17 protein-coding genes are annotated in these 23,633 nt (G+C 42.3%); 6 read left to right on the top strand and 11 right to left on the bottom strand.

All coding sequences use genetic code 11. From position 1 onward, the window contains the following. Positions 1-339: 339 nt before the first annotated feature. The 6 genes from lepB to AAW12_RS11925 form a co-directional block, all read right to left on the bottom strand. A complete protein-coding gene (lepB, locus tag AAW12_RS11950) occupies positions 340-1,917 on the bottom strand; it encodes a signal peptidase I (protein ID WP_046673850.1) in 1,578 nt (525 codons plus the stop codon). A gap of 39 nt (positions 1,918-1,956) precedes the next feature. Then, entirely contained in the window at positions 1,957-2,691 is a 735-nt protein-coding gene (locus AAW12_RS11945; protein WP_156167628.1) for a hypothetical protein, read from the bottom strand. 291 nt (positions 2,692-2,982) lie between these two features. Next, positions 2,983-3,456, bottom strand: coding sequence for a hypothetical protein (locus tag AAW12_RS11940; RefSeq protein ID WP_053003648.1), 474 nt, complete (start codon positions 3,454-3,456; stop codon positions 2,983-2,985). Between the two features lie 113 nt (positions 3,457-3,569). Further along, on the bottom strand, positions 3,570-4,631 hold the full coding sequence (locus tag AAW12_RS11935) for a hypothetical protein (RefSeq protein ID WP_046673848.1): 1,062 nt from the start codon (positions 4,629-4,631) through the stop codon (positions 3,570-3,572). Between the two features lie 99 nt (positions 4,632-4,730). Continuing rightward, positions 4,731-6,518: an HSP90 family protein gene (locus AAW12_RS11930; RefSeq protein ID WP_046673847.1), complete on the bottom strand. Its 1,788-nt coding sequence runs from the start codon at positions 6,516-6,518 to the stop codon at positions 4,731-4,733. Between the two features lie 7 nt (positions 6,519-6,525). After that, positions 6,526-9,003 carry a tetratricopeptide repeat protein gene (locus tag AAW12_RS11925; protein ID WP_046673846.1) on the bottom strand — a complete coding sequence of 826 codons (2,478 nt, stop codon included), beginning with the start codon at positions 9,001-9,003 and terminating at the stop codon, positions 6,526-6,528. A gap of 220 nt (positions 9,004-9,223) precedes the next feature. On the opposite strand from AAW12_RS11925, the gene AAW12_RS11920 reads away from it, so the two are divergent. The 3 genes from AAW12_RS11920 to AAW12_RS11910 all read left to right on the top strand — a co-directional run bounded on the left by AAW12_RS11920 (position 9,224) and on the right by AAW12_RS11910 (position 13,149). After that, positions 9,224-11,392: a TonB-dependent receptor gene (locus AAW12_RS11920; protein WP_046673845.1), complete on the top strand. Its 2,169-nt coding sequence runs from the start codon at positions 9,224-9,226 to the stop codon at positions 11,390-11,392. 216 nt (positions 11,393-11,608) lie between these two features. After that, positions 11,609-12,085, top strand: coding sequence for a DUF4625 domain-containing protein (locus AAW12_RS11915; protein ID WP_046673887.1), 477 nt, complete (start codon positions 11,609-11,611; stop codon positions 12,083-12,085). A 44-nt stretch (positions 12,086-12,129) separates the two neighbouring features. After that, positions 12,130-13,149 carry a DUF4625 domain-containing protein gene (locus tag AAW12_RS11910; RefSeq protein ID WP_046673844.1) on the top strand — a complete coding sequence of 340 codons (1,020 nt, stop codon included), beginning with the start codon at positions 12,130-12,132 and terminating at the stop codon, positions 13,147-13,149. Between the two features lie 124 nt (positions 13,150-13,273). Here AAW12_RS11910 and AAW12_RS11905 read toward each other — a convergent pair whose 3' ends face one another. The 4 genes from AAW12_RS11905 to AAW12_RS11890 form a co-directional block, all read right to left on the bottom strand. Next, positions 13,274-13,723, bottom strand: coding sequence for a PepSY-like domain-containing protein (locus tag AAW12_RS11905; RefSeq protein ID WP_046673843.1), 450 nt, complete (start codon positions 13,721-13,723; stop codon positions 13,274-13,276). A gap of 82 nt (positions 13,724-13,805) precedes the next feature. Then, on the bottom strand, positions 13,806-15,089 hold the full coding sequence (locus AAW12_RS11900) for a sensor histidine kinase (RefSeq protein ID WP_046673842.1): 1,284 nt from the start codon (positions 15,087-15,089) through the stop codon (positions 13,806-13,808). After that, entirely contained in the window at positions 15,086-15,763 is a 678-nt protein-coding gene (locus AAW12_RS11895) for a response regulator transcription factor (RefSeq protein WP_046673841.1), read from the bottom strand. The genes AAW12_RS11900 and AAW12_RS11895 overlap by 4 nt, the downstream gene beginning before the upstream one ends. 137 nt (positions 15,764-15,900) lie before the next feature. Further along, entirely contained in the window at positions 15,901-18,966 is a 3,066-nt protein-coding gene (locus tag AAW12_RS11890; protein WP_046673840.1) for a beta-L-arabinofuranosidase domain-containing protein, read from the bottom strand. Between the two features lie 411 nt (positions 18,967-19,377). On the opposite strand from AAW12_RS11890, the gene AAW12_RS11885 reads away from it, so the two are divergent. Together AAW12_RS11885 and AAW12_RS11880 are read left to right on the top strand one after the other, a co-directional pair. Then, a complete protein-coding gene (locus tag AAW12_RS11885) occupies positions 19,378-20,286 on the top strand; it encodes a helix-turn-helix domain-containing protein (protein WP_053003647.1) in 909 nt (302 codons plus the stop codon). A 115-nt stretch (positions 20,287-20,401) separates the two neighbouring features. Then, the gene (locus AAW12_RS11880) at positions 20,402-21,751 is read left to right on the top strand and encodes an amidohydrolase (RefSeq protein WP_046673839.1); all 1,350 of its coding nucleotides are present in this window, start codon (positions 20,402-20,404) and stop codon (positions 21,749-21,751) included. A 124-nt stretch (positions 21,752-21,875) separates the two neighbouring features. Here the strand turns inward: AAW12_RS11880 and AAW12_RS11875 are convergent, their stop codons facing one another. After that, on the bottom strand, positions 21,876-22,910 hold the full coding sequence (locus AAW12_RS11875) for an acyltransferase family protein (RefSeq protein WP_046673838.1): 1,035 nt from the start codon (positions 22,908-22,910) through the stop codon (positions 21,876-21,878). 182 nt (positions 22,911-23,092) lie between these two features. Here AAW12_RS11875 and AAW12_RS25475 point away from each other — a divergent pair, with 182 nt between their 5' ends. After that, positions 23,093-23,614, top strand: a complete 522-nt coding sequence (locus AAW12_RS25475) for a hypothetical protein (protein ID WP_053003646.1) — start codon at positions 23,093-23,095, stop codon at positions 23,612-23,614. Positions 23,615-23,633: the final 19 nt, after the last annotated feature.

Here is a 23,633-nt window from a genome sequence, read left to right as displayed (position 1 = left end):
CGTTCAAATAATTGTTAATTGGGTTATTTATGGGAGCTAAATTAATTCGATTGAATCAAAAAAACAATTAAAATAAACCGTAACAATCTATAAATTAGATAGTTACAAAAGCATATAATACACTTAAATCTCAAGTACTTCAACAAGTAACTGATTGAATTACAAAGTCTATCTGCCGTAATGATTGGAGGTTTTAATACGGTTAATCAGCAAGATTTTTTTTGCAGATTTTTTCTGCTGTACAGCGATCCACACGGAGCAATGGGGCTAATGAAAAAGAAAAAAGGGGAAATGATGCTGTTTATCATTTCCCCTTTTTCTTTTTAGGCTGCTGTTACCCTAATGGATACCTTTAAAAATTCTATTCCACCGTACTTTGGAAAGTCCATTACCATCTGCATTCCAGCTCATCCATGTAAACAATGCTTTTCCAACAATATGATCTTCCGGAACAAATCCCCAATCCCGCGCATCGAGCGAATTGTGCCTATTGTCGCCCATCATCCAATAATAATCCATTTTAAAGGTGTAGGAATCTGTTCGGTTTCCATTGATATAAAAGCCATCCGATTTCTTTTCCAATTGGTTATATTCATACACCCGGATAGCTCGTTCGTAGAGTGGAAAGGTCTGTGCATTTAGAGGAATAGTCATGCCTTTCTTAGGAATGACAAAGGGGCCAAAATTATCGTAGTTCCATTTGTATTGTGGATCGTTGGGAAAGGTATTCGCTTGTGCAACTCCCGGTTTTTCCAAGTTCATTTGCATGGATTTGACATTGGACCAGGTTTTCACCATTGCCGCCTGTTCTTGGGTTAAAAAGATGAGATAAGCGCCGGGCTGAATGGGAGAGACTTCTATTCCCATATCTTTCAAGCGCTGTTCGTCCAGACCAGTCTCATCGGTGATCACAATATAATCCATTTGACTTTCCGGAGCAACAAAACCTGGCTTGTCGTTCACAAACAATACTCCTTCTTTCATACCGATTTTATCTCCCGGCATTCCCACACATCGCTTAATCAAATGTTCACGTTTATCTACTGGGCGGGTCTGAATCGTAAATTGTTGATGTACGGCTTCACGTCCCATGCTACGCACCAAATCATAATAGGGCAAATCCTGATTTTCCACAGCAACCGTATCACCTGCTGGTGCATTAAAAACGATTACATCATTACGTTTGATCTCTTGAAAGCCCGGTAAGCGTTTATATGGCAGTTCAATAAGTTCAGAAAATGCTTTCCCCCCTATTAATGGCATCGTATGGTGTGCAAAAGGAAAGGCTATTGGTGTATTGGGGATGCGGGGACCATAATTTAGTTTACTCACAAAAAGATAATCGCCAATGAGTAGAGACTGTTGCATGGAACCCGAAGGAATCATAAATGCTTCCAATAGGAATCCCCGAATTAGCGTTGCAGCGATAGTTGCAAACACAATCGCGTCGGCCCATTCACGCACCATTGATTTTTTATAGGGATATTTCTTCTTATAGTCTATATACGATTCATGCGCAATTTCCAACTCAGCTTCCTTTGTCGCCCCGCGACCTTCGGCATGCGCTGCTTTCAGATTTTTGGCGTATAGGCCATTTAGAAATTGTACATTTTTATCCTTGCCCCAAAGAGGTAAAACGATAAAAGGGACCAGTACTGCGGCGCAGTTTTCCCAAAATCTTCTTTTACCAAAACAATGAATAAAATCGAGGTAGAGATTATAAAAGACAAAAATATTGACGATCGGAACAAGCAAAAGGATCAGCTGCCAGGTCTTCTTGCCCAGGATACGTGATTGGATCCACTGACTATAGACGGGCACAACTCCCTCCCAGCCTTTGCGTCCTGCCTTTTCAAATAGCAACCAAAAGCCGTAAGCGGCGACTATAGTCAGTACAATAAAGATTGTAAGTATCATAAATTCGTTTAATTGCAGAATCAGTAATTAAAAAAAATATCAATAAATAATAAGTTTCTTTCTCTCCTCGGAAGAGGTTTTTGAAAGTTGAAGCTCATTGTAGCGCATAACGTACTTTATAAAAAGATCATAATCGTACTTCTTTTCATTTTCAAACTCAGCAAATAGCTCCGGTTCGTCATTGATCAAACGCCCCAAAGCAATTGTCCGCTTCTTTTTGCTGTTGCTAAAAAGTCCATTCGTATTGCTATTTATTTCAATCACCTCACCGGTTGACTTTTTTAATGCATAGGCATATTTAGACTTACTGACTCCAATGGATAACATCGTACCACCACCGCCTGTACCAAACATCATTCCGCCGCCACCACCGAGATTCAAATTAGACACATAATAAACCATTATTTCTCCGTCAACCAACACTTCAGCAAAAGTTGGCTCCTCTGTATAATATCGGCCTATTTGAAATACTTGTGGAGAAGTTCCCTGAACAGGTTCCAAGCCATTTTCGACATAAGAGGGTGCATAGACTTTTCTTTTTGATTCCCAGTAAGCACGAAATACCTGGTCTGGGGTAAAAGTTAGCTTCTCTTTCTGTTGATTTTCAAATTTGAGTTTGTGATCCTTGATGGAGGAGATTTTTCCATAAAGGGTATCAGCGTTCATAAGCACTACGTAATCCAATTTTTTTGTGGCTTCCTGGGCGCTGGCTGTCATTAGTATACTGGCGCAGGAAGACAAAATCACAGCAGTTAAAATTGATATGGCTTTCATTGAAATCTGTTTTTGTCAATAGCTTTTGATCACATAAACTCTTTGACCGTATTCACTTATACTTGGCACTCTCCGCCAAGCTTCACGTAAAACTACATAAAAATATGAAATTCAAGTTCAGCCTAAGGAGTTTTAACGTTTGTTAGCATTTTGTTTTGCTAGGTGCTGTCCTACAATACTGCGCAAAGATTTTAGGATCCCTTGTTTCTCAAGCAACAATAGCTGCACGGCAAAAAACAAAACCACATCATTTTTGCTGATGTGGCTTACCGAACTGCGCATGCAATAATTTTAACTTTTATATTTACTTTCAAATGCTGTAGATGCTTTATTGACACCATTGCTCATATTTTCAAACGCTTTATTAATATTGTCAAGCAATGCAGACTCTTTGGCAGCATCTGGTGTTTTATTTTTTCGGAGCTCAATCAATTTGGGATAATCCTCCGTAACGATTTTCTTATACCCATTTAAGCCATCAAGCACTGCTTTTTGGAATGTCGCATCGCCTTTGAAATCTCCCAGATCTTCTACTTTCTTGATATCATCATTCAGAGATTTTTCCCAGTCTGCACGTACCTGTTCGGCTTTCGTATAATCGGAACCATTCATTGCAGCATTCATCTCCGTCACATGTGTTTCACTACTGTTGATAACAGTAATGATCGAATTGTTGTATGCTGCAGGATCTTTTTCTCCCGAACTACAACTTGACATAGTCAATACCGCTACGGTCACCATGCCAGTAATAATTTGTTTAATCATTGTTGATCTATTTTTTCTTTATATTTCAGCATTAAATGCTCATTTACACAAAGATAGTATTCAAAACATCGGGATTTCATCACGGAAATCAGGGATTTCCAGGGCTATTCAAGCTAAAGGAACATTAACTGATTGCGAAAGTTGTTATTGCCATTGCGTTGATCAAAACGGTCTGCAAGTTGATCCGCTAGTTTCCCATAATGGGTCGCCAGTTCGCTTGCGGTGTAGGTATTTTTCCCTTGAAAAAGATTATGCTGATTGCCAAGCTCAAGTATAAAAGGTTCGTCGGGACCGAAGTTCTTCATGGCTTCAGCGATGTAGCAGGCCAATTGAAACATGGATCTATTTTCGGGACCATCGGCCCAAGGTAAAAAACGTTCGATCCATCCCTTGGCTTTACCACTATCGGTATAAGAAAAATAGGTTGCTAGTTTAATCGCCGAGATCAAAATTGCAGAGTCCTTTTCTTTCTTAAAAATCTCCTTTTCTGCCAGCTGCGCCATTTTATCCGCTTGTTCGGTATCACCTTGCTTAAGACCTTCATAAGCCAGGTTCACGGCCGTACGCAAAGGGACATGCGAACAGGTAAACTGCCCTTCAATTAAGGGCAAGGCTTTCTCGGCAGCAGGAGTATATCCATACTGTAATAGTGTTGCTGATACTTCGGCATCCATTTCACAGGCTTCACAGTCGCTCATGTCATCTCTTTGCACAGCATTTACGCTGTGCAATGCGCGCTCGACAGCGGATATATCTTTTTGCGCAAGGGCATCACTTAACTCTTCATTGTGTATGGCACGCTTTCCATAACCGTTACGAATCAAGCGTTTTTCAAAGTCGCCCAAAGCTGCTTCAATCTGCTCACGGCTGACAGCAGGATTATCGTATAATTCGGACATCATCCATTTGTATTGCCATAAGAAATCTTCTTCATTAAAGAGTTCCGGATTTTCATCGTAAGCTTGTAATATCCATGCAAATGCGGGTAAAGACTCGGTTGAAAAAGCGAGGTCTATCTCTTCACTGATTAAATCTAAACGAAGGTCATATCCCCATTCAATATCTTGGTTTTCATCTGCAATCCGTATAGCCTGTGTCAATAGATTAACCTTCTCCAAGGTATTGTCTACGCGTGCAACCTGATTGCGCAGTTTCTGAATTTTAAGTGTATACATCTTCTTATTCTCTTCTTTTAATGAAATATTTCCTTTTTAAATAAGCTCTCTAAAAGGTAAAGGGAAATTCTGACCTAGTGTAGAAATCCCTCCACCGCGTTAAAGATTTACAAAATTATCCAGCCCCATTACAATGAGGCTCTTTAGGGCTTCGTTCATGACCTTCATTTCCCGTTCCTGGACAGGGTACTTGCCCAAAATAAGTGCCTGCACGTAAAGTACTTCCATGACTGAACGCAGCATGTAGGCATCTTTAATATCCATTAGGGTGATGATCAGCTGATTATCCGCATTTAAACATAAGGTATTCTGGATCTTACTCGGTCTGGATGTCTTGAGCACCTGCGCAAAGGGATTTGCATTTTCCTTTAATTGGCTAATCGTACTCTCTACACTATTTTGGTCCATTTTTGTAAAAATAGCCGGTGTATCAATCGGTTTAAACCGCCTAATTTCCAAGATGCAGCTGTAATCGTCCAAAATGCGCTGCGCTTCTTTCTGAAAAGAAACATATTGATTTTGCTCATCCTCATGAATCGGCTGAAATGTTTCCAGGAGCTGATTTGGCGACATCTCTGTTATCTTATAGTCGGGGTATCGTTGTTTGATCTTGCGGAGCAACTCCGTATCAAAGGTATAAGAAGCATTCACAAGAATCATTCCCTGTGTATCGGCCATACGGTCAATCTGTTTGAAATCCTCAAAATCAGCACAATAATAGAGCTGCTGTTGCTGATCGATGATATTTTGGAAACTCCGCTGTCCGCGATTGGTTTCAAACGGGATATCAGCTAAAAAAATAGCCAGGAAGTCGGGATCTTCGAGCGCAAAAGCTTTTAAATGGAGATAATGTGTCTGGATAATGCGTATATAAATATCGAAGTCTATCTTCTTCACTTGTTGCAGATACGTTTTGAGCACAGCTGCAATTTCTTTTCGCGCCTGCCGCAATAGATCATTTTTCATCAGAGACTCGCGTGAGGCAGTAGCACTAAGTTCCTCTGTATTGACAAGCATCCGGACAAAAAAGGCCCAATTTGGCAAAATAGACTGATCTTCTTCGGCAAGAAACATGCGCTTCAAGTAAATTCGGTGACGCTGCTTACTACTAAACTGGGTACGGAAAGGTAAAATATACAACACACCCTTTGCCTTACCCGCCGTCGTTTCAAATGGAATTGCATCCAAAAAGTTGACATGAAAGAGTTCTTTGCCTATAGCAAGCAATTCCGCCTTCGAAACCGATGGAGCCAGCCATTTAGGTGCTTCTTTATGGATGATCTTTTCGGCACCTCCCACCACGATAGAAATGGTTTCTCGCAGCGCATCTCCGTAAAACTTAATTTTTTTCTCAAAATAATCCCCTTCAAAAATATAGGTGAATTGCTTTTTAGGGTTTAGGATAACCCGTGTCCCGACAGGAATATCTTCTGTCAGACGCTCGATTTTATAGTCCCCTTCAGCTCTGGCCGTCCAACGTAGAGGCAGTTGTTCAAGAGCGGACTTTGTTTCAACAATAATCTCATCGCTGACCACAAAACAAGAAAGCAATCCAATACCAAACTTGCCGATAAAGTCCTGAGCATCCTTGATGTCCTTACTCTTTGAACTCTCCCCGATAACCGACAAAAATTGATGAATATCGGCCTCTTTTAGGCCTATTCCATTATCGCTGAACAGAAACTTCGGTTGTTCAGTGCTTGGCAGCTCAATAGTTATTTTTCCTTGATGCTGTTCATCCAAGTGTTTCAATGCTGTAATTGCATCCACACCATTTTGAAGCAGTTCCCGAATAAATGTATTGGGATCGCTATACAGGTGTTCTGAGAGCAGTGCTATCATTCCTTTCAGATTGACCTGAAAGGAATAGGATTTTTCTTCTTGCATGTTTTTCTTACTTTCTCGTTTTCTTTGTCAATCGAATAGCATCTTCATGTCCATTGGCTGCCGCCCGTTCAAACCACTCCAGGGCAAGATCTTCATTTTCTTCTACCCCATCCCCCATGAGATAACAGTTGGCCAGCTTATATTGTGCGTCAGCATGATCGGCTTCTGCGGCCTTCGTAAGCCATTCGACACCGTCTTGAAGGTCCATCTGTACGCCATCTCCTTCCAGCAGTTGCACCGCAACAAAGTAAGCGGCATACACATTCCCTTGCTGCGCTACTTCCATAAAATACCCATAGGCGGCTGCTTTATCGATCTCGGTACCTATTCCAAAATAATAACAACGGGCCAATCGGTAGCTCGCTTGCTGATTTCCTCGCTCCGCAGCTTGTGTATAATATCCAAATGCTTTTGCTGGCTGTGCTTCCACGCCGATACCAAACTCATAGCACATGCCAATTCCCTCCGTCAGATAGCCAAGTTTTTCGGCACGCATGTAGTAATCAAAACCTTTGTCGTATTCTTCCCGCTGATCATAGTCGAAGAAAAAGTAGTCGCCAAGCAGCACGAGTGCCTCAGCCACATTTTTTTGTGCTGCCTCTTCCAAAAGCTGAAGACCATGCGCTACATCCTGTTGCACCAAACCGGTCAAATAGTATCGTCCCAATACGTAAATTGCATAAGGGAACCCCAGATCAGCAGCTTTCTTAATATTTTCCTGTGCTTTAAATGTATCTTGGTTCAATCCATAACCATACTCATAACAGAGACCCAGATCAGTCAAAGCCTGTACATGATTTCGTTCAGCAGCCTGTTGGTATAAAGCAATCATCCGGTCCAGATTTATCTCCGTACCTATGCCCCCCCGGTAACATCGCGCCAGTTCATATATACTATTTAGCTCCTGCATCCCGGCTCCGGTTTCAAAGGCAGTAAAAGCTGCTTTCGGTTGGGGAGCTCCGGACTGGTGATAATCATTTTCCAAATAAATACCTTTTAAATAATAGGCATAGGGATAGCCAAGATCTGCCGCACGCGAGAAATAATCAAAGGCCAATTTATAATCCGGTTCGGATTTTAATTCAGCAGCTAAACCCATTTCAGTCAGCGCAGTAGCGTTATTATATACTGCCGCTTCCTCGAAGTAAGGCAATGCAGCTGCCAGATCAGGCGCATCATTATGGATTCCATACTTTAAGAATCTGCCGACTTGATATAAAGCTTGTGGCAGTTTATCTTTTGCGGCATCCTGATAATAATCAAAGGCGGCTTTGTAATCCGGAGCCAAACCCTCGTAACCAGATTCGAGCATATTGCCTAGACGCAACTTGGCGTAAGCAATATTTTTTTCTGCCATTGCGCTGAAGCGCTGGAATGCTGATGTTTCATTCCTAGGAAGGAACTGACCTTCGAGGAGGATTTCAGCAAGTTCAACCTGCGCTTCCACATAATTATCTTTCTCGTCGAGCAGATGCAATAAAGATAATCCCTTTTCGATGTCCTGCAGCGCGTTCTGATAGAGATAGAGACAAGCAAGACGATAGCCTGCATAATTGTTATTATAATCGTATGCTTTCTGGAGATACCACAGCGGTTCTTCGAAATCCTGTTTTTCCCTATTTTCATTGCCTAATACCTGAAGTTTGATAAGTGCTATTTGCACCGCAGCATCCATCATTCCGTATTCAAACAGCTCTTGATATTCCGGTATAAGAAGCTCCTGTTCAATTAAGGAAGTCGCCTCCGCACGTTTTATTTCATTCAGCACAAATCTGCAGTAACGAGATTCAGCCATCGCAATACCCTCTTCCAGGGTTTCCAGGCGTTTGCCCCTGTCCTCTTTACGCGCATAGTAAAATTGTAGCGCCTCATAATAATGACGCAGTAGTTTCCGCTCCGGAGACTGCTTGAGCACCTGTATACGATCAAAGACTTCTTCGTATTTATCGGTCCAGACATCGATATGGGCAGCACAAGCTATTCCCCAGCGATCTCCGCCCAACGCGAGCTCATCCAGTTCGGCCTTGGCGCTATCGCGGTCAATAGCAGCCAGCATGCCTAAATAATTGTAGTATAAATAAAGAGGTCTTGCCCATTCAACACCCGCATCGATGCCCCTCTTCAAATAAAGGGAAGCTTTTTCTTTATCCACCACATGTCGGCGGCATAAAATATACTGTAAGCCAAGCTCCACCCATGCGTGAGGATTGATTGCAGCATAGCGCTCCAATATTGTCCGTATTTTATCAATAAAAAAGGTGTAATCCTCTTCGTTCAGATATACGTTTGCTGCAAAATCAGTTCCTTTTTCAAATAATGCATCATAAAGTGCAGCCGCACTGGGTTGCTGCAAGTTGTGCTCAAAATAAATCAGGACATCAAGCCATATATCGGGCGTAATGGGTTTCGAAAGGTCAACTGTCAATTGATGTTCAGCCGATTGCAATGCGGCAACTTTAATAGAATATTCTTCACTTAACTTCATATATTATCGTATGTACTACTTGTAAAACATGCTTTTTATACTCTTCAGGCGCCAAAAAGCAACAAAAACTTTGCCACTGTATAGTTCAGTCAATTCTGTCTATTATAATGCAACTATATTGCTTTTAAAATCTTTTCCCTATATTTGTTGCAACTTAATTGCAATACATGTGAATAGGAATACATATGGATTGCACGCTTTACGAATCGAATACACATAGATGAATAGGTATATTATTTTTTCAATTATCGCAGCACAACAACTATTTTTTCCTTGCTATGGACAGGAGAAGAGCATCGAGCTTGAAGAAGTTAAAGTAGGCGGGCGACGTTATCACCGCGCAGCAGAGGGCGCATTATCGATCCAGCTGTTGACTGCCGACTCTATACAAAAATACCAAGGCGGGAGTTTAATACAGACATTAAGCCGACTTCCCGGTGTCAGCGCCATCGGCATAGGTGCCAATCAATCTAAACCGCAAATTAGAGGGCTCGGATTTAATCGTGTGGCCACGGTAGAAAATGGCATTAAACATGAAGGCCAGCAGTGGGGATTGGATCATGGACTGGAAATCGATCAATTCAGTGTGGGAAGTGCCGAGGTACTTAAGGGGGCCAGCTCATTTCTCTATGGCTCAGATGCTATTGGGGGTGTGGTTCGGTTAGCACCGTCAGCGGAACTACAGAAGACAGGTTTTAAAGGGCAGTTTAACCTATTGACAAAGTCAAACAACGCGACTTTTGGCGGATCGCTACAAGCACAGGGTAGAAAGGGGAATTGGGTATTTGGAGGCGGATTCACGCACCTGGAATACGGCGATTACCGAGTGCCCACAGATACCGTCTATGTCTACAATTATGCGGTACGCCTGAAAGATCGGCATGTTCGCAACACAGCAGGACGAGAAACACATTTTCAACTACGTGGTGGATATCTATCGGATCGTTTTTCTTCGATTTTCTACCTGAGTAATTATCATACAAAGCTTGGCTTCTTTGCCAATGCGCATGGCTTGGAACCGCGGGGCGTAGATACAGCTCTTTATGACAAATCCAGTCGTGACATTGGTTTCCCTTGCCAGACGGTCAATCACCTGAAGATTATTAACCGCAACTTTATCGATCTGGATAAGCATAAGCTTTGGATAGACCTGGGTTATCAGAAAAACTACCGCCAAGAGTACAACAATTACACCGCGCATGGTTATATGCCTCCCGTTTATCCAAACGATATGACTATCCCGATCAATTTGGAAAGGTTGTATGACAAACGGGTCTATAGTATCACTGTAAAAGACCAATTTGAGTTGGCTAGACATCGACTTACCCTAGGTGCAAATGGAGAGTATCAGGATAACCGGATCGATGGCTGGGGCTTCCTCATCCCCTCATTTAACCAAAAAGCAATGGGCATATTCGTCTACGATCAATACAAGCTCGCGGACCAAACGATGCTGTACGGGGCGTTGCGTTACGATTACAGCCATATTCAGACCTCACCTTATCAGGATTGGTTCGAATCACAGCTGGAAGACAATCAATCGGCTAGAATAGTTCGGGCTTCAGCCCTCAGTCGCCGTTTCAATAGCCTGGTTTGGTCTCTAGGAGCGGCACATCAATTCGGAGATCTGGAAACAAAAATCAATGTAGGAAAGAGTTTCAGGGCTCCTATTGCACAGGAGCTCGGTGCTAATGGTGTCAACTATCACTACTTCAGTTATGAAAAAGGTAATCAATCCTTGTCGCCCGAGCAATCCTACCAGCTGGATTTATCATTGACCTGGAGTCCCAGAAAAGTCTTTGTCGCCTTTACGCCGTTCTTTAATTACTTTTCTAATTATATCTACCTCAACCCCACGTCGCGCTACGATCAATATTATGGTGCCGGCAATCAAATCTTTGAATATATGGAAAGCCGTGTTCGCCGCTATGGAGCTGAATTGAAGCTCAGCTATCAACCTTTGAAACAATGGAAAGTAGAATTATTGGGCGAATACGTCCGATCAGAACAACTATCGGGTGCAAAGAAAGGCTATACACTTCCATTCTCTCCGGCGCCTTCAGCGTTGATGGACATCAGCTGGACAGCAAAAAACAGCAAACATTTTAAAGAGACCTACCTTTCCGTCGATTGCAAATGGACAGCTGCACAGCATCATATTGTTCCGCCAGAAGAGTCCACAGCAGCTTATCAGGTCTTCAACTTTCGAGCAGGAACACAGCTTCGGTTTTCGGGATCTGCCCTCCAATTACGCTTACAGGTTCAAAATCTATTTGATAAGAAGTATATGGATCATACCAGCTTTTATCGGCTGATCTCATTGCCTGAACAGGGAAGGAATTTTATGCTATCCATTGGAGTTCCCTTTGGAAAACAGTCCAGATCATAACATGAATCACCGCGAATGAAGAATAAAAATAACATCTACCGAAAGACAACCGCTTTAAATGAGCCTTTGATCGCAATGAATTACGTGAATCGAAGGGTACAGTGAATTCTTATACAATTTGTAACGAAGACACCTGAATAACCGAGCGTCACACAGGTATGCATACCAATAAAAGATATACGAATGAATAAAAATTTAAAAATGAAACTATTTCCTATGAAAACACTTCAAAAATACACCCTTATTACAGTGTTACTTACGATGGCCGTTGCCTGTAAGAAAGATAAGGAAAGTATCGACACCGAAAAACCGGTCATCACCATCGATTCCGAAACGGCCTTTCCAAAACAGTGCAGCACCATTAAACGCGGTACGAGCTTTACTTTCCACAGTAAGCTATCCGACAATGTAGCGCTCGGAAGCTATAGTATTGATGTACACCACAATTTTGATCATCATTCGCATAGCACAGAAATCGGAGAGTGTACTATAGAACCTATCAAAACGCCTATCAAACCTTTTACTTTAGTCAAGACGGTCAATATTCCGGGTCAGCCACAGCAATACGATGCCGAATTAAAGATTGATGTACCAGCCGATATCGATCCGGGCAATTATCATTTTATGATCCAGGTGACTGATCTGGCGGGATGGAGCAGCCAAAAAGGAATCAGCATCCGCATACTCGAATAATACCATACATATTTATCAACTCAATTTAATTAAATCCATTTTACATGAAAACTAGAAACATTCGCTTCTTCTTCCTGTTAAGTACAATTCTTTTCGGTTTTTTATCATCCTGCAAGAAAGATAACGAGGAAATTCCAGCACTTGCAAAGCCCCAGATCAGCGCACTCGAAATCGGCAGTGGCAATAACAAAACTGTTCAGGCGGGGTCAGACCTTCATCTTGAAGGTGATATTCTCGCCGAAGCACTCATTGCTAAGATCGAAATAGAGGTTCATCAGGAAGGTGGTGGTCAATATAAGTTCACAAAAGCCTATACGGATGGGAAATACATTGGTGTAAAAAATGCGACATTTCATGAACACATCGATGTTCCGGCGGATGCACCCGCAGGAGCCTATCATTTTCATTTTACAGTAACCGACAAAGCCGGAAATACAACTACAATAGAATCGCCATTAACCATACAAGGTACAGATGCCAAAGTTGCCTATAAGCTTATATTTACTGAAGTAGCTGGCGAAGCCCATGGAGACCATTTCCATGATCTTGCCGACAAAGAAAAGGTAGAACCAATTGTTATCAGCTTTGATGAGAAGGGAACAGCATTGGCAGGAGGACATGCTCACCTCCATCCCGCAGGTATCTATAAAATTGAATTAAAACAATTTGATGCTTCTTCAAAAGAAATCCAGGGGCAATACATTATCAATAAAGCAACAGCAGACTACTATAAGGCATTCCTTACAGGTGGTTCCTTTGTTCTTAATCCCAATAGCAGTACAGGAAGCGGAGCAATCTTTCAAACGAAAGAAACTACCTACGGTGATGGCTCTGCAGTCAATGGAGCAACGGAGACAACAGGAATCATCACGTACTTTACAGCAGGAAAAGATAATGAAGGCGAAAAAAATGTAGTCTTTGTACTTCGCAAGTTTAACGATGCAACCACAAAAGCAAAAGTTACCCGTGCTGACTGGAACTCTTCGGAATATACCGCTAAGTTTGCTGGTCAGGATCTCATAAAGCTATCTTTTGAACTCCACGCAGAGGAAGGAGAAGATTAGTCTCAAAACAAAAAACCGCCTTGCTATTCACAATTTGTTGGCAAGGTGGTTTTACACAGGTCATTTTCCCGACGTGCAAAGTTGGTAACATCATCAAAGCGTTATTGTTTACAGCAATATTGGTTTAGTCCCTTACCTTCGTCAGCACATTTCCCTGTGGATCGAGTACCAGCTTCCACTCCTCTTTGCCATTTTTCACTTCAAACGCATAACTCACTTTCTGCTCAGCGTTAATCTTTTTTGCGTCTTCAATGCGATAGCCCGGAAAATCTCTCTTCACTCGGTCCAGCACACTCTTCGGCAATTCTTTTTTGTTGATTTCAGTTTTATACCGCAAAACTTTTCCGTTAGGTTGAAACCAAGCTTCCTGGTCTGTACCAAATAAGCCCGTTTCAAATTCCACTTCATACACATTACCTTTCACCTCCCACTCCACTTTTTTGGCTTTTGGAAATTTCTGTTGGAAACTGTTCACCACCACAGCGGGCACTTGACTTTGTGGTATATCTTGCGCAATAGCTCCTGTTGTTGTCAGTGCAAGCACGAATGCACTCCAGATTAATTTACAATTCATGATTCTATTTTTTAGTATACTACAAAGTAAAAAAGCGAATCTGTAAAGATTTGGGAACACTTGCCTGCCGCTGGTATATTTTCTAAGGGAACATATTTACCTGAAAGCTATGCTGGTTATTTTCGTACTGGTAGACGATCACAAAACCATAGAGGTGACAGATGGCCTGCACAATGGCCAGCCCCAAGCCAGTACCTTTGGATGCTGCATCTGACTTATAAAAACGGGAAAATACCAGGTTAGCATCCAAGGCGGCATGTGTACTCGTATTGGACACGGTCAGTCCTTTGTTCGTAATACGGATATTCACCTCACCCCCCAATTTATTGTGGAACAACGCATTCCGCAGGAGATTTGACACAACGATATTGGCCAAAGCACTGTCCATTTGCACGTTCAGCTGATCTTCTTGAACAACATTTATACTGACCTTTTTAAACGCAGCAATAGCCTCCAACTCCGCCACAATATTCAGCACAAGGGCATTGAACGGAAGATCCGCGTTGTGCAAAAATTGTTTATTCTCAATTTTACTCAACAGCAACAAGGATTTATTGAGGCGAACAAGCCGCTCGGCAGTTGCTAATACCGCTGCCACAGTCTCCGCCTGTTCCTGGTTTAGCCCCTCCGTCTCCGCCATTATCTCCAATTTATTGATCATAATGGCCAACGGTGTCTGTAATTCATGCGAAGCATTGCCAATGAACTGTTTTTGCTGTTCATAGCTTTCTTCGTTATGGCGAATTAAAGTAGACACAGCTAGCTCGAGATCTTTAAATTCCTGTATCTGCGTATCCATAGCAGGCTTCTCCTTGGTTTTGCCCAAACGGAATCGTGTCAACTGATCCAAGAAAGTATATAATGGCCCCCATAAACGTTGTATTACGACTTTATTGATGGATACGATACTGATGACCAACAGAATAAATAAAATAACAACGGAATAAAAGAGATTCTTGATCAGATCACTTTCTTCAATCATCGAGTTGATGATCGAAAGTTCATAATAATGTCCTTGATGTTCGAATGCTGTCGTCAACATCCGGACGGGTTCCAGTTCCGGTTCGGGATCATCATCGTCCTGCATATACAGCATGGTATCCTTGTAAACATTTTGCATCTTAAGGGCTTGTTCTTCGGAGATCTGCCGCACCTTATAGTTATTTACCCCAAACTCCAAATCTGGAGCTACAGTGGGATTGCTGGAAAGCTCCTGAATAATGAGCCGTTTTTGGTTTTCGAGTTCCTCGTCGATATTATCATGGATCACCTCCAGCATAAATAAATAAAATAGGGTTGACCAGAGCGCGATGACCACCAGCACAGAGATCGAAAGATACTTTAGTGTTTGGTTGGCTAATTTCATTTTTCGACAAGTTTATAACCGATTCCGTACACCGCTTCGAAATCCACATCAGCATGATTAGCCAAGAATTTTTTGCGTAAGTTTTTTATTTGTGAATAGATGAAATCAAGATTATCCGCCTGGTCCGTATTATCGCCCCATACATGTTCTGCCAGTGCACTTTTGCTAACCAGTCTATTTTTGTTCAATAAGAAGTAGTTGAGCATATCAAACTCCTTCCTATTTAACGGTACGGGCTCCTGCCTAATGAATAAGCAGCGTTCATTGAGGTCCAACACGATGTTGCCCATTTCCAACGTATGCCTACCTTCCCGTTGTTTTCTTCGCAGCACGGCTTTAATCCGTGCGTTCAGCTCCGCAATGTGAAAGGGTTTTGTCAAATAGTCATCGGCTCCAAGCTCGAGTCCCTTTAGCTTATCGTCCAAAGAGTCCTTTGCCGAGATAATAATTACATTATCGGACTTGCATTCATTTTTGAGCTGACCGAGGATCTGCAGACCATTACCTCCAGGCAGCATGATGTCGAGCAATATACAATCGTAGTCATATACCGCAACCTTTTCAAGTGCTGCCCGGTAATCTCCGGCGGTTTCTACCGTATATTCTTCTTTGATTAATGACGCTTTGACTATTTCCCTTAAATCTTCTTCATCTTCAATTAGGAGTACTTTCATCTTACCTTCTTTAACGCAATGAGAACCTTTGTAAACAGCATCGATATGCCAACTATAAATGACAATTCACACACACAATTGTTTCTGACAAAGATACCTTGAATTTGGGAAAGATTTAGGAATACACTGCTGGCCTCCTATTTTAAACTGACATCCAGGTAAACCGAATGACGTCCGTAGGTATCATAAAACGGTTTATAAAGCACATCATCAATGTAAAATTCCAATGTTTCGGGATTCCCTTTAATCGACGTAGCAATATCGTTGGCGTCTAACGTTACTTTACGCCAGTCTTTTCTTGCTGCAGGTTCCTGAGCTGCCAATAAGATCGGCCCATAAAATAGGCTGGCAATATTGGGCTGATCCATAACTGGCTCCAGATGAAACTGAAATGGCATTTTAAGGGTGATCACATCGCCATCTTTCCAGCTACGGTTTAAGGTCAGGTAAGTTCCCGGCTCAGCCTTGACTTTTTGATCGACACCATTGATTGCAACAAAAAATCCCTTTGTTGCCCAGCTTGGCACCCGCACATGAAGTTCAAATTTGCCATTCCCCTTTATCTTAAGCGATGTATGATCCGCTTTCGGGAAACTTGTTTGTTGCTCGACGCTGATTCCGCGTTCTGTCCAATGTAAAGTAGAAGGAATATACAGATTGACATACAGCGCCTGATCATCCTTGCTCCTAAAATAGATCGTATTCTGCAATTTGGTACTGCTCTCAATAGCCGTACCGTTGCAGCAGGTAAAGCCTTTCATATCAGCATTTCCAAACTGCTTGATAGATCCCGCGCGTAAAGGCACATGATAGGTATTTGCTGGACTATTTTCTGCAACAGAAGCTAAGATATGATTGTATAATCCACGTTCATAATAATCCATTAGCTCTGTGCGTTGATCGAACATAAACAGGTCACTTGTCAATTTCAGCATGTTATAGGTTGCGCAGGTTTCGTTCTGTCCGCCTGCAGAAAATCCATTTTCATATAATGTCGCCGGCTCGCTAATAAAACATTCTGCATTGGCCGGATTTCTTGCCCCAGCCACACCACCGATACTATACATATAATCGTTGGTGGCTTTATACCAAAAATTATCTGCTATTTTATAATACTCGGGCTCATTGGACACCCGATATAGCTCCATACTGCCCACAATTTGAGGTATATGCTGATTGGCATGTAGCCCTCTAAAAGTATCTACATTTTTGGCCAGTCCATGTGCATGCGCTGCACTGCCGTAGAACATATCAATATTGTCAAATAAACGGGCGGTTTTTAAATAGTTCTCTTCACCCGTTATACGATATAACCTTGCCATCACTTCATTCATCCCGCCAAATTCGCCGGCTATATAAGTATTCCACATTTTGATCAGTGTGTCGGTCGGGACTTGATTTAAACGCGTATACACCCAATTGCCCATTCCCTGAGCGATCTGCAATGCTTTTTTATTTCCACTTACCTCATAAACATCCATCAGGCCGGCCAAGATCTTATGCAGGGTATAATAAGGAGCCCAAATTTGGTTCTTCTGCCCGCCATATTTTGCGCCATGCTCGAGCATAATAAACTGATCCGGGGGATAGGCGCTGATAAAACCTAGCCCCCAGTTCCAATAATCAGTGCGGATTCCTTCGTCACTCAGGTCAGAATCATAAGCCGATTTACCGGGACCATAAGGTACCGCAGCAGGATCTGCGACATAAGCCTGCCCCGCTTCTTTCTCTTGCCTCGGTGCGCCCGACAACTTTGACAAGGCATAAAGCACGTTGACCATGGTATCCATCTTTCCCCTAAATTTTGACTGGAGCGCTTTATCATACCCTGTACTCGCATACGCCTGTGCAATTGCCGTCAGGTAATGTCCTGTAGCATGACCCCGCAGTTTGATATCTTGACTGTCCCACACTTCCAAGGGCTGCGCACCTGCCGGTTGCTTCTGCCCAAACGCATGACGAAACATATAGAGGAATGAATTGGGATCCGATTTTGCCAATGTATCAATGAATTTATTCCGATTTTCAATAAACTTCGTTTGATGATGCTTTACATCCGTATTAAGGGAAACCTGATCCAAATGAAATGCTTCCAATTTTAAGTTAGGCAGGTTGGACTTTACCTTCCCTTTAACTGTAATGATGGCTTTCGGTTTCAGATCAGTCCCGGGAACACGCCCCGTGACTGTGTAAGCTGTTTGCTGCGAGACGGCACTATTGTCGGTTGGTGCAGGCCACAACACACGCACTTTCGGTCCTACCATACCGTCTTTATAGGTTCCGGCGACATAACTCGGCAATCGGGGCAGCTCACCAACCTCCGTTTCCACGGTCACGTCTGTTACCCCCGTTAAAAAGGCATTATAAAGCTCTGCTTTGTTCATTGGAAATCGCGGTAAGTCATCCTCAGCCTTACCCTTAGAAGTAATATCTTCACGAACACCCTTCAATGCATTTCTGTATACCATGCCGATCTGGTTTCGATTCAGTGGCACACGATAAATGCGAAAATCATGCAACAGTGCATTTAAACTTACACTGCCCCCCAACAGGGATTTTCCGATGTATAAAGTCCTCTTACTACCCGTCTGTCCAAAAACTTCAACCAACTCCTGTGGGATATTTTTAACCTCTCCAGCAGGCATACCATCCAAATAGGTTTGCATAGCCCCTGAAGCTATGTCAACCACAATGGCCAGATGCACCCATTTGTTTAATGGCACAGCCGAAGAGACTGCATTTTTTACGTCGGTCTTCTTTGGGGCGATTATCCCCATGTAGCCATTTTGCTGCGCTGTCCCCGTTGGTGTTCCAGCAAAATGCCGGGCGATGTCTTGTCCAAAATCGAATAAATACTGGCCAGACTGCGCGGCACGTAAGTACATCCAGCCTGTTATACTGATCGACTCGAGATCATTGAGCACTTGCGGTGGAAGTACGACAAAATCATCCTTTCCTCCTGCCAGAGACAGCACCTTTGTAAATTGCTTATCTGGCACAAACGAAGCTTTTGTGCCCTGAAATTTACCGTGTAATCCATTGCGCGACCAATCCTTAAAATCCCCATCAAAGACATAACGGGCCACCATGCCTGTCTCACCAATACCGTCCAAGATCTGATCTCCACTCTGTGCCACAGCTATAGCTGTCGTTTTGATAAAAATCGTAAGAAATGCTGCAAAATATATCGTATATTTTTTCATATCGCTATTTATTATTCGCTAATGATTTAATGTTTAATGATCACCTTCTAGCTGCATGAACGCTGTTACCGTATCTTTTCCTTTTATTTTCGTCAAAAGATGACAAACACGATAAAAAGCAGCCTATTAAGCCTCTAAAGTCGAAGAATATGTTTTGTATTGCTGTCTATTTGACATTTATAAAATTAATGACTCTACATCATTAAACATAGGTTTATTTTAGCCGATATTCTCCAGATTTTAACTACCGTCCGTCGCGTCTACTGTCGTCCACGGGCCCACAAATCCTCCTGTCCCCTAGCGGAGGTAACACCACCACTATAACTATGCCCATACAAACCTATGCAAACTCAGCGCGCTATGATCGATTACTCCGTGGTATTTTGTATTTTAGATTCGATATGATCTACTATGGATAAACGAAATTCAAAAATTTGGGCACCAGTAATCAGTCTGGATGGTTTCCGCAAGGAACAAACTGCAGGGCGCGACGAACTCCTATTTAATGAACTACATGGCGAACGGCTTATCGACAAACCGCATAAGCATGACTTTTTTATCATAAATCTGTTCGATAAAGCATCGGGGGTTCATACCATCGATTCGATTGACCATGTCATCAAAGATCATCAGGTTCATGTGCTCTTTCCCGGGCAAATGCACAAATGGCACGTCTATGCGGGTACTGTAGGCTATCAACTCATGATTGAACGATCTTTTTTTGAACACTTCGCTCCATTTTTCCGCTTTTCATTTACCAATTACCAAAACCATCCCGTCATTGACCTCACTGCAGATGCTTTTGCACAATTACATTATGAATTCGAATCTGTGAAGCAGGAGTTAAAAAGAGAAAATTCACTTATTCCATTGATAACCGCCCGAGCGGGAGTCATTGCTGCGATTGTAAGCCGCGAGGCGGAGTCTGCCTTCACCGAATTCAAAGTCTATCAATCTGTTCCACGACTGGCGAAGTTCAATATGCTCATTGATGAATTCTTTAGGGAGCAAAAGCTCGTGGCTTTTTATGCCGAAAAGCTTCATATTTCGCCCAATTACCTCAATATACTCTGCAAAAAAAATCTGAAAATATCAGCCACACAACTTATTCACCAACGGATCAGCATTGAAGCCAAACGTCTTTTGCAAAGCACCGAGCGATCCATCAAAGAAATTGCCTTTGAATTGGGTTTTGCAGATCAAGCTTATTTTTCGAACTTTTTTAAACAGCAAACCGGAGCAAGTCCGAGCGACTTTAGAGAAAATATTCATGTGGAGGAAGCACCTAAGTTCCTTGAAAGCAAAATCAAAAAGAGATAAATCACACAAAGAATGGCAGAAATATCCCAGCAAAAATGGGATACCGGCTATGTAACTTTGTAAAAGACTGGTAGACTTTTTATTCCGGTCACAAAATAACATAATAGGAAATCAAATGAAATCAACGGCCCTTTCTCGCAAGGAATTTATCAGAAACTCTGCTCTAGCGCTTGCGGGTGCTACATTCATCCCGGGAATGCTATTTGCAGAAAATCGACATAATATGGCTCATCAAGGACTTTTGAGTGGCTACCAAGGTAAAAAAAGCTATACGTTGAAAAACGTGCTATTGGAAACCGGATTTGAGTACGATGGTGATGGTAATGTAACCGCAACAAAGACCGGTCTTTTTTCCATTCAGATCGCAAACGGGAAAATCAAAAATATCAGTGCCAACAGCAACAGTGCTGATGCGATCGATGCAAAAGGGCTTTTGATGCTACCTTCTTTTAAAGATATGCATATCCATTTGGACAAGACCTATTATGGCGACAAATGGCAGGCAGTAAGACGTGGCCCCGGGGGGGTAAAGGGTATGATTGCTCTTGAACAGAAAATTTTGCCCGAACTGCTTAAAAACTCTACCCATAAAGCAGAAAAACTAATCGAACTGCTACAATCCAAGGGCACTGCCTTTGCACGTAGCCATGTCAATATTGAACCAACTTCCAAATTAGATTCTTTACATCATCTACAGCTGGCGCTTGAAAATAAGAAAAATGGATTTGGAGCTGAATTGGTTGCTTTTCCACAACACGGTGTTTTCTATACCGATTCGGTGCCTTATCTGAAGGAAGCAGCGAAAACCAATATTGATTTTATCGGTGGGGTCGATCCCTTTTCCATTGATGGCGCTATTGAAAAAACAATGGATTTTACGGTTCAGCTGGCATTAGATAACAACAAAGGAATTGATATTCACTTACACGAATCTGGAGAATCGGGTTTGAAAACTGTAGAATACTTAATTAATAAAGTAAACGAGAATCCTGTTCTCAAAGGCAAGACCTACCTCAGCCATTGTTTTGTGCTTGGTCGACTGGAAAAAGCCAAACAACAGGAAATGGCCGAGAAACTTGCTGCCGCACAAATCGGTATCGTTTCTACGATCCCATTCGGTGGCTTAATTATGCCTATTCCAACACTTATGGAAAACAACGTTAAGGTCATGACGGGCAATGACAGCATTGTAGACCATTGGAATACTTTCGGGACAGGCAGTGTACTACAAAAAGCTAATCTTGCAGCTCAGGTATACGGCCAGGCTACCGAATTTGCGCTATCCCGTATGCTGAAACTTGCTACCGCGGGCCCTACTCCATTGGATGACAAAGGCAATATGCAATGGCCAAAGATCGGCGACAGTGCAGATATTGCCTTTCTTGACGCGAGTTGCTCGGCAGAAGCTATTTCGAGAATATCGCCCGTAAAATCACTTATCTATCGAGGAAATCTTGTTTTCTAGCCGTAAGACAAAGTCGTAAACGATTCAGGACTTCAGCTTGGTTGCCAAAACAACCCAGCTAAAAAACTATATCTCCTATGAAAACCAGAAGGTTCGGGGTAATCATTACCTTCGGACCTTTTATTTATGCTTTAAACCGCTTTATAATCCATGGTTCAATCCGGTCGCTTAGCAGATAAGCAACCACAAGCATAAAACCAATAACAGCCGAAAGCAACAGGTATTTGTTTAAATAGGGGTGCAGATGGTTAAAAATGATAAAGCCGATGTGTTGATGGATTAAATACAGCGGATAGGTCAACATGCCAATTTTAACGAATTTCGGCGAATTGATCGCCTGGAGCTTTTTACAGGAAACCAGCAACATAAGCAGGTAAAACACAACGATGGTCGCTCCAATAATATAAGAAGAAAAGTCACTGTGGAAAGTCCGTTCCAGCCAATGAATGCGCCCCACGGCACCATCGATGGAAATGTACAAGCACCAAGGTAAGGCCACAAAATGCTGGACTTTGGGCCCATGTAAAAAGAGCTGACAAAATATAATTCCAGCAATAAAGTAGGCGCTCCAATCGAGCAAAAAGAACTCGTGGAGTGCGTCATAAATTTCCGAAGGCCCAACAAAAAAGCGCAAGTTGGACAATAGCAGCCAAAAATACACCAGGTAATCTAAACTTATTTTTTTAAATTGATTAAGAATAAGGAATAAGGCGATGATCAGGTAAAATTTCAACTCTACATAGAGCGACCAATAAGCGCCATCGACATCCCCCTGTCCCCATAGTTTTTGGACCATGGTTAGATTGGCCAATAGCTGTGTAAATGTGACATGATAATGTGGTGCGCCCCAAAAATAAGAAACGGTAAAAGTCAACAGCAAACAAATCCAATACATCGGATACAAACGCTTGAAACGGGAATAGCAGAACTTACGCAACGAAAGATGCTTGATGGAAAAAGCGATCACAAAACCACTGATGATAAAAAATAAGTCTACGCCCAGGTAGCCATATTTAAAATATTCTCCGACGCCATCGAAACCCAATAGCGACATATTTCCGGCAGCATACCCCCGATATAAATAATGATATAATACGACGGCAGATGCTGCAATAAAACGAAACAGATCGATTTGGTAAATTCTTTTGGACTCAGACATTTGGCTGCAAATATACGCTGTTTTTCGACAATTTTCAGGAGCGAACACACGCCATACAACAGATGCCATATCACCCCCTCTCACTCAACTTTATAACATCATTATGTGACATGTTTACATTGCATTTAGCGCAGTTGCTGAGTAACTTTACTAGAGTTTAATCCCATAAAATAGAGGAAATTATGAAAAAGAACCTATTTATACCCCTCATTGCACTTGCAGCCATATGTTTTGGAAATCAAGCCCAAGCCCAAGTGACGGCGACCTCCCAACCTGTTACTGTAAATATCAACTTGACAGATGCCATTTCGATTACATTGGGTGCAACCCCGACAGTTAATTTTACATATACCACTGCGGCAGATTACACCGCATCAAAAACTGTTGAGAAAGCAGGTCACTTTACCGTGGTGAGTAATAAACCGTATAATCTTACTGTTGCCGCGACTGCTGCATTTACGCCTGCAGGAGGGCCAGCATTAAATATTGTGACAGTTACAGTACCTGCAGCCAGTGCAAACGGAGGTACTCCAGTGGCAAATGTACCGCTAAGTACAACAGCAGCATCGCTGGTGACCAATTCAACAGCTTCTACAGGGGCAAGTTATACCGTAGATTATACCATAGCCAATCCAGCATCACTTTTGAATCTTGGCGCATCGGCCTATAGTACAACAGTCACTTATACAGCGACACAACTCTAACTAGAAAGATAATTTTATC

The organism is Sphingobacterium sp. Ag1 (genome assembly GCF_000988325.1).
Lineage (GTDB): Bacteria > Bacteroidota > Bacteroidia > Sphingobacteriales > Sphingobacteriaceae > Sphingobacterium.
Note: the sequence above shows the minus strand (reverse complement) of the source record. Positions and strands in the feature narration are given on the sequence as shown.

Coding starts and splice junctions, on each gene's coding strand:
- AAW12_RS11890 (WP_046673840.1), bottom strand. CDS start 18,966: ATGAAAAAATATACGATATATTTTGCAGCATTTCTTACGATTTTTATC.
- AAW12_RS11940 (WP_053003648.1), bottom strand. CDS start 3,456: ATGATTAAACAAATTATTACTGGCATGGTGACCGTAGCGGTATTGACT.
- AAW12_RS11910 (WP_046673844.1), top strand. CDS start 12,130: ATGAAAACTAGAAACATTCGCTTCTTCTTCCTGTTAAGTACAATTCTT.
- AAW12_RS11895 (WP_046673841.1), bottom strand. CDS start 15,763: ATGAAAGTACTCCTAATTGAAGATGAAGAAGATTTAAGGGAAATAGTC.
- AAW12_RS11915 (WP_046673887.1), top strand. CDS start 11,609: ATGAAAACACTTCAAAAATACACCCTTATTACAGTGTTACTTACGATG.
- AAW12_RS11935 (WP_046673848.1), bottom strand. CDS start 4,631: ATGTATACACTTAAAATTCAGAAACTGCGCAATCAGGTTGCACGCGTA.
- AAW12_RS11920 (WP_046673845.1), top strand. CDS start 9,224: ATGAATAGGTATATTATTTTTTCAATTATCGCAGCACAACAACTATTT.
- AAW12_RS11945 (WP_156167628.1), bottom strand. CDS start 2,691: ATGAAAGCCATATCAATTTTAACTGCTGTGATTTTGTCTTCCTGCGCC.
- AAW12_RS25475 (WP_053003646.1), top strand. CDS start 23,093: ATGAAAAAGAACCTATTTATACCCCTCATTGCACTTGCAGCCATATGT.
- AAW12_RS11885 (WP_053003647.1), top strand. CDS start 19,378: ATGGATAAACGAAATTCAAAAATTTGGGCACCAGTAATCAGTCTGGAT.
- lepB (WP_046673850.1), bottom strand. CDS start 1,917: ATGATACTTACAATCTTTATTGTACTGACTATAGTCGCCGCTTACGGC.
- AAW12_RS11925 (WP_046673846.1), bottom strand. CDS start 9,003: ATGAAGTTAAGTGAAGAATATTCTATTAAAGTTGCCGCATTGCAATCG.
- AAW12_RS11905 (WP_046673843.1), bottom strand. CDS start 13,723: ATGAATTGTAAATTAATCTGGAGTGCATTCGTGCTTGCACTGACAACA.
- AAW12_RS11900 (WP_046673842.1), bottom strand. CDS start 15,089: ATGAAATTAGCCAACCAAACACTAAAGTATCTTTCGATCTCTGTGCTG.
- AAW12_RS11875 (WP_046673838.1), bottom strand. CDS start 22,910: ATGTCTGAGTCCAAAAGAATTTACCAAATCGATCTGTTTCGTTTTATT.
- AAW12_RS11930 (WP_046673847.1), bottom strand. CDS start 6,518: ATGCAAGAAGAAAAATCCTATTCCTTTCAGGTCAATCTGAAAGGAATG.
- AAW12_RS11880 (WP_046673839.1), top strand. CDS start 20,402: ATGAAATCAACGGCCCTTTCTCGCAAGGAATTTATCAGAAACTCTGCT.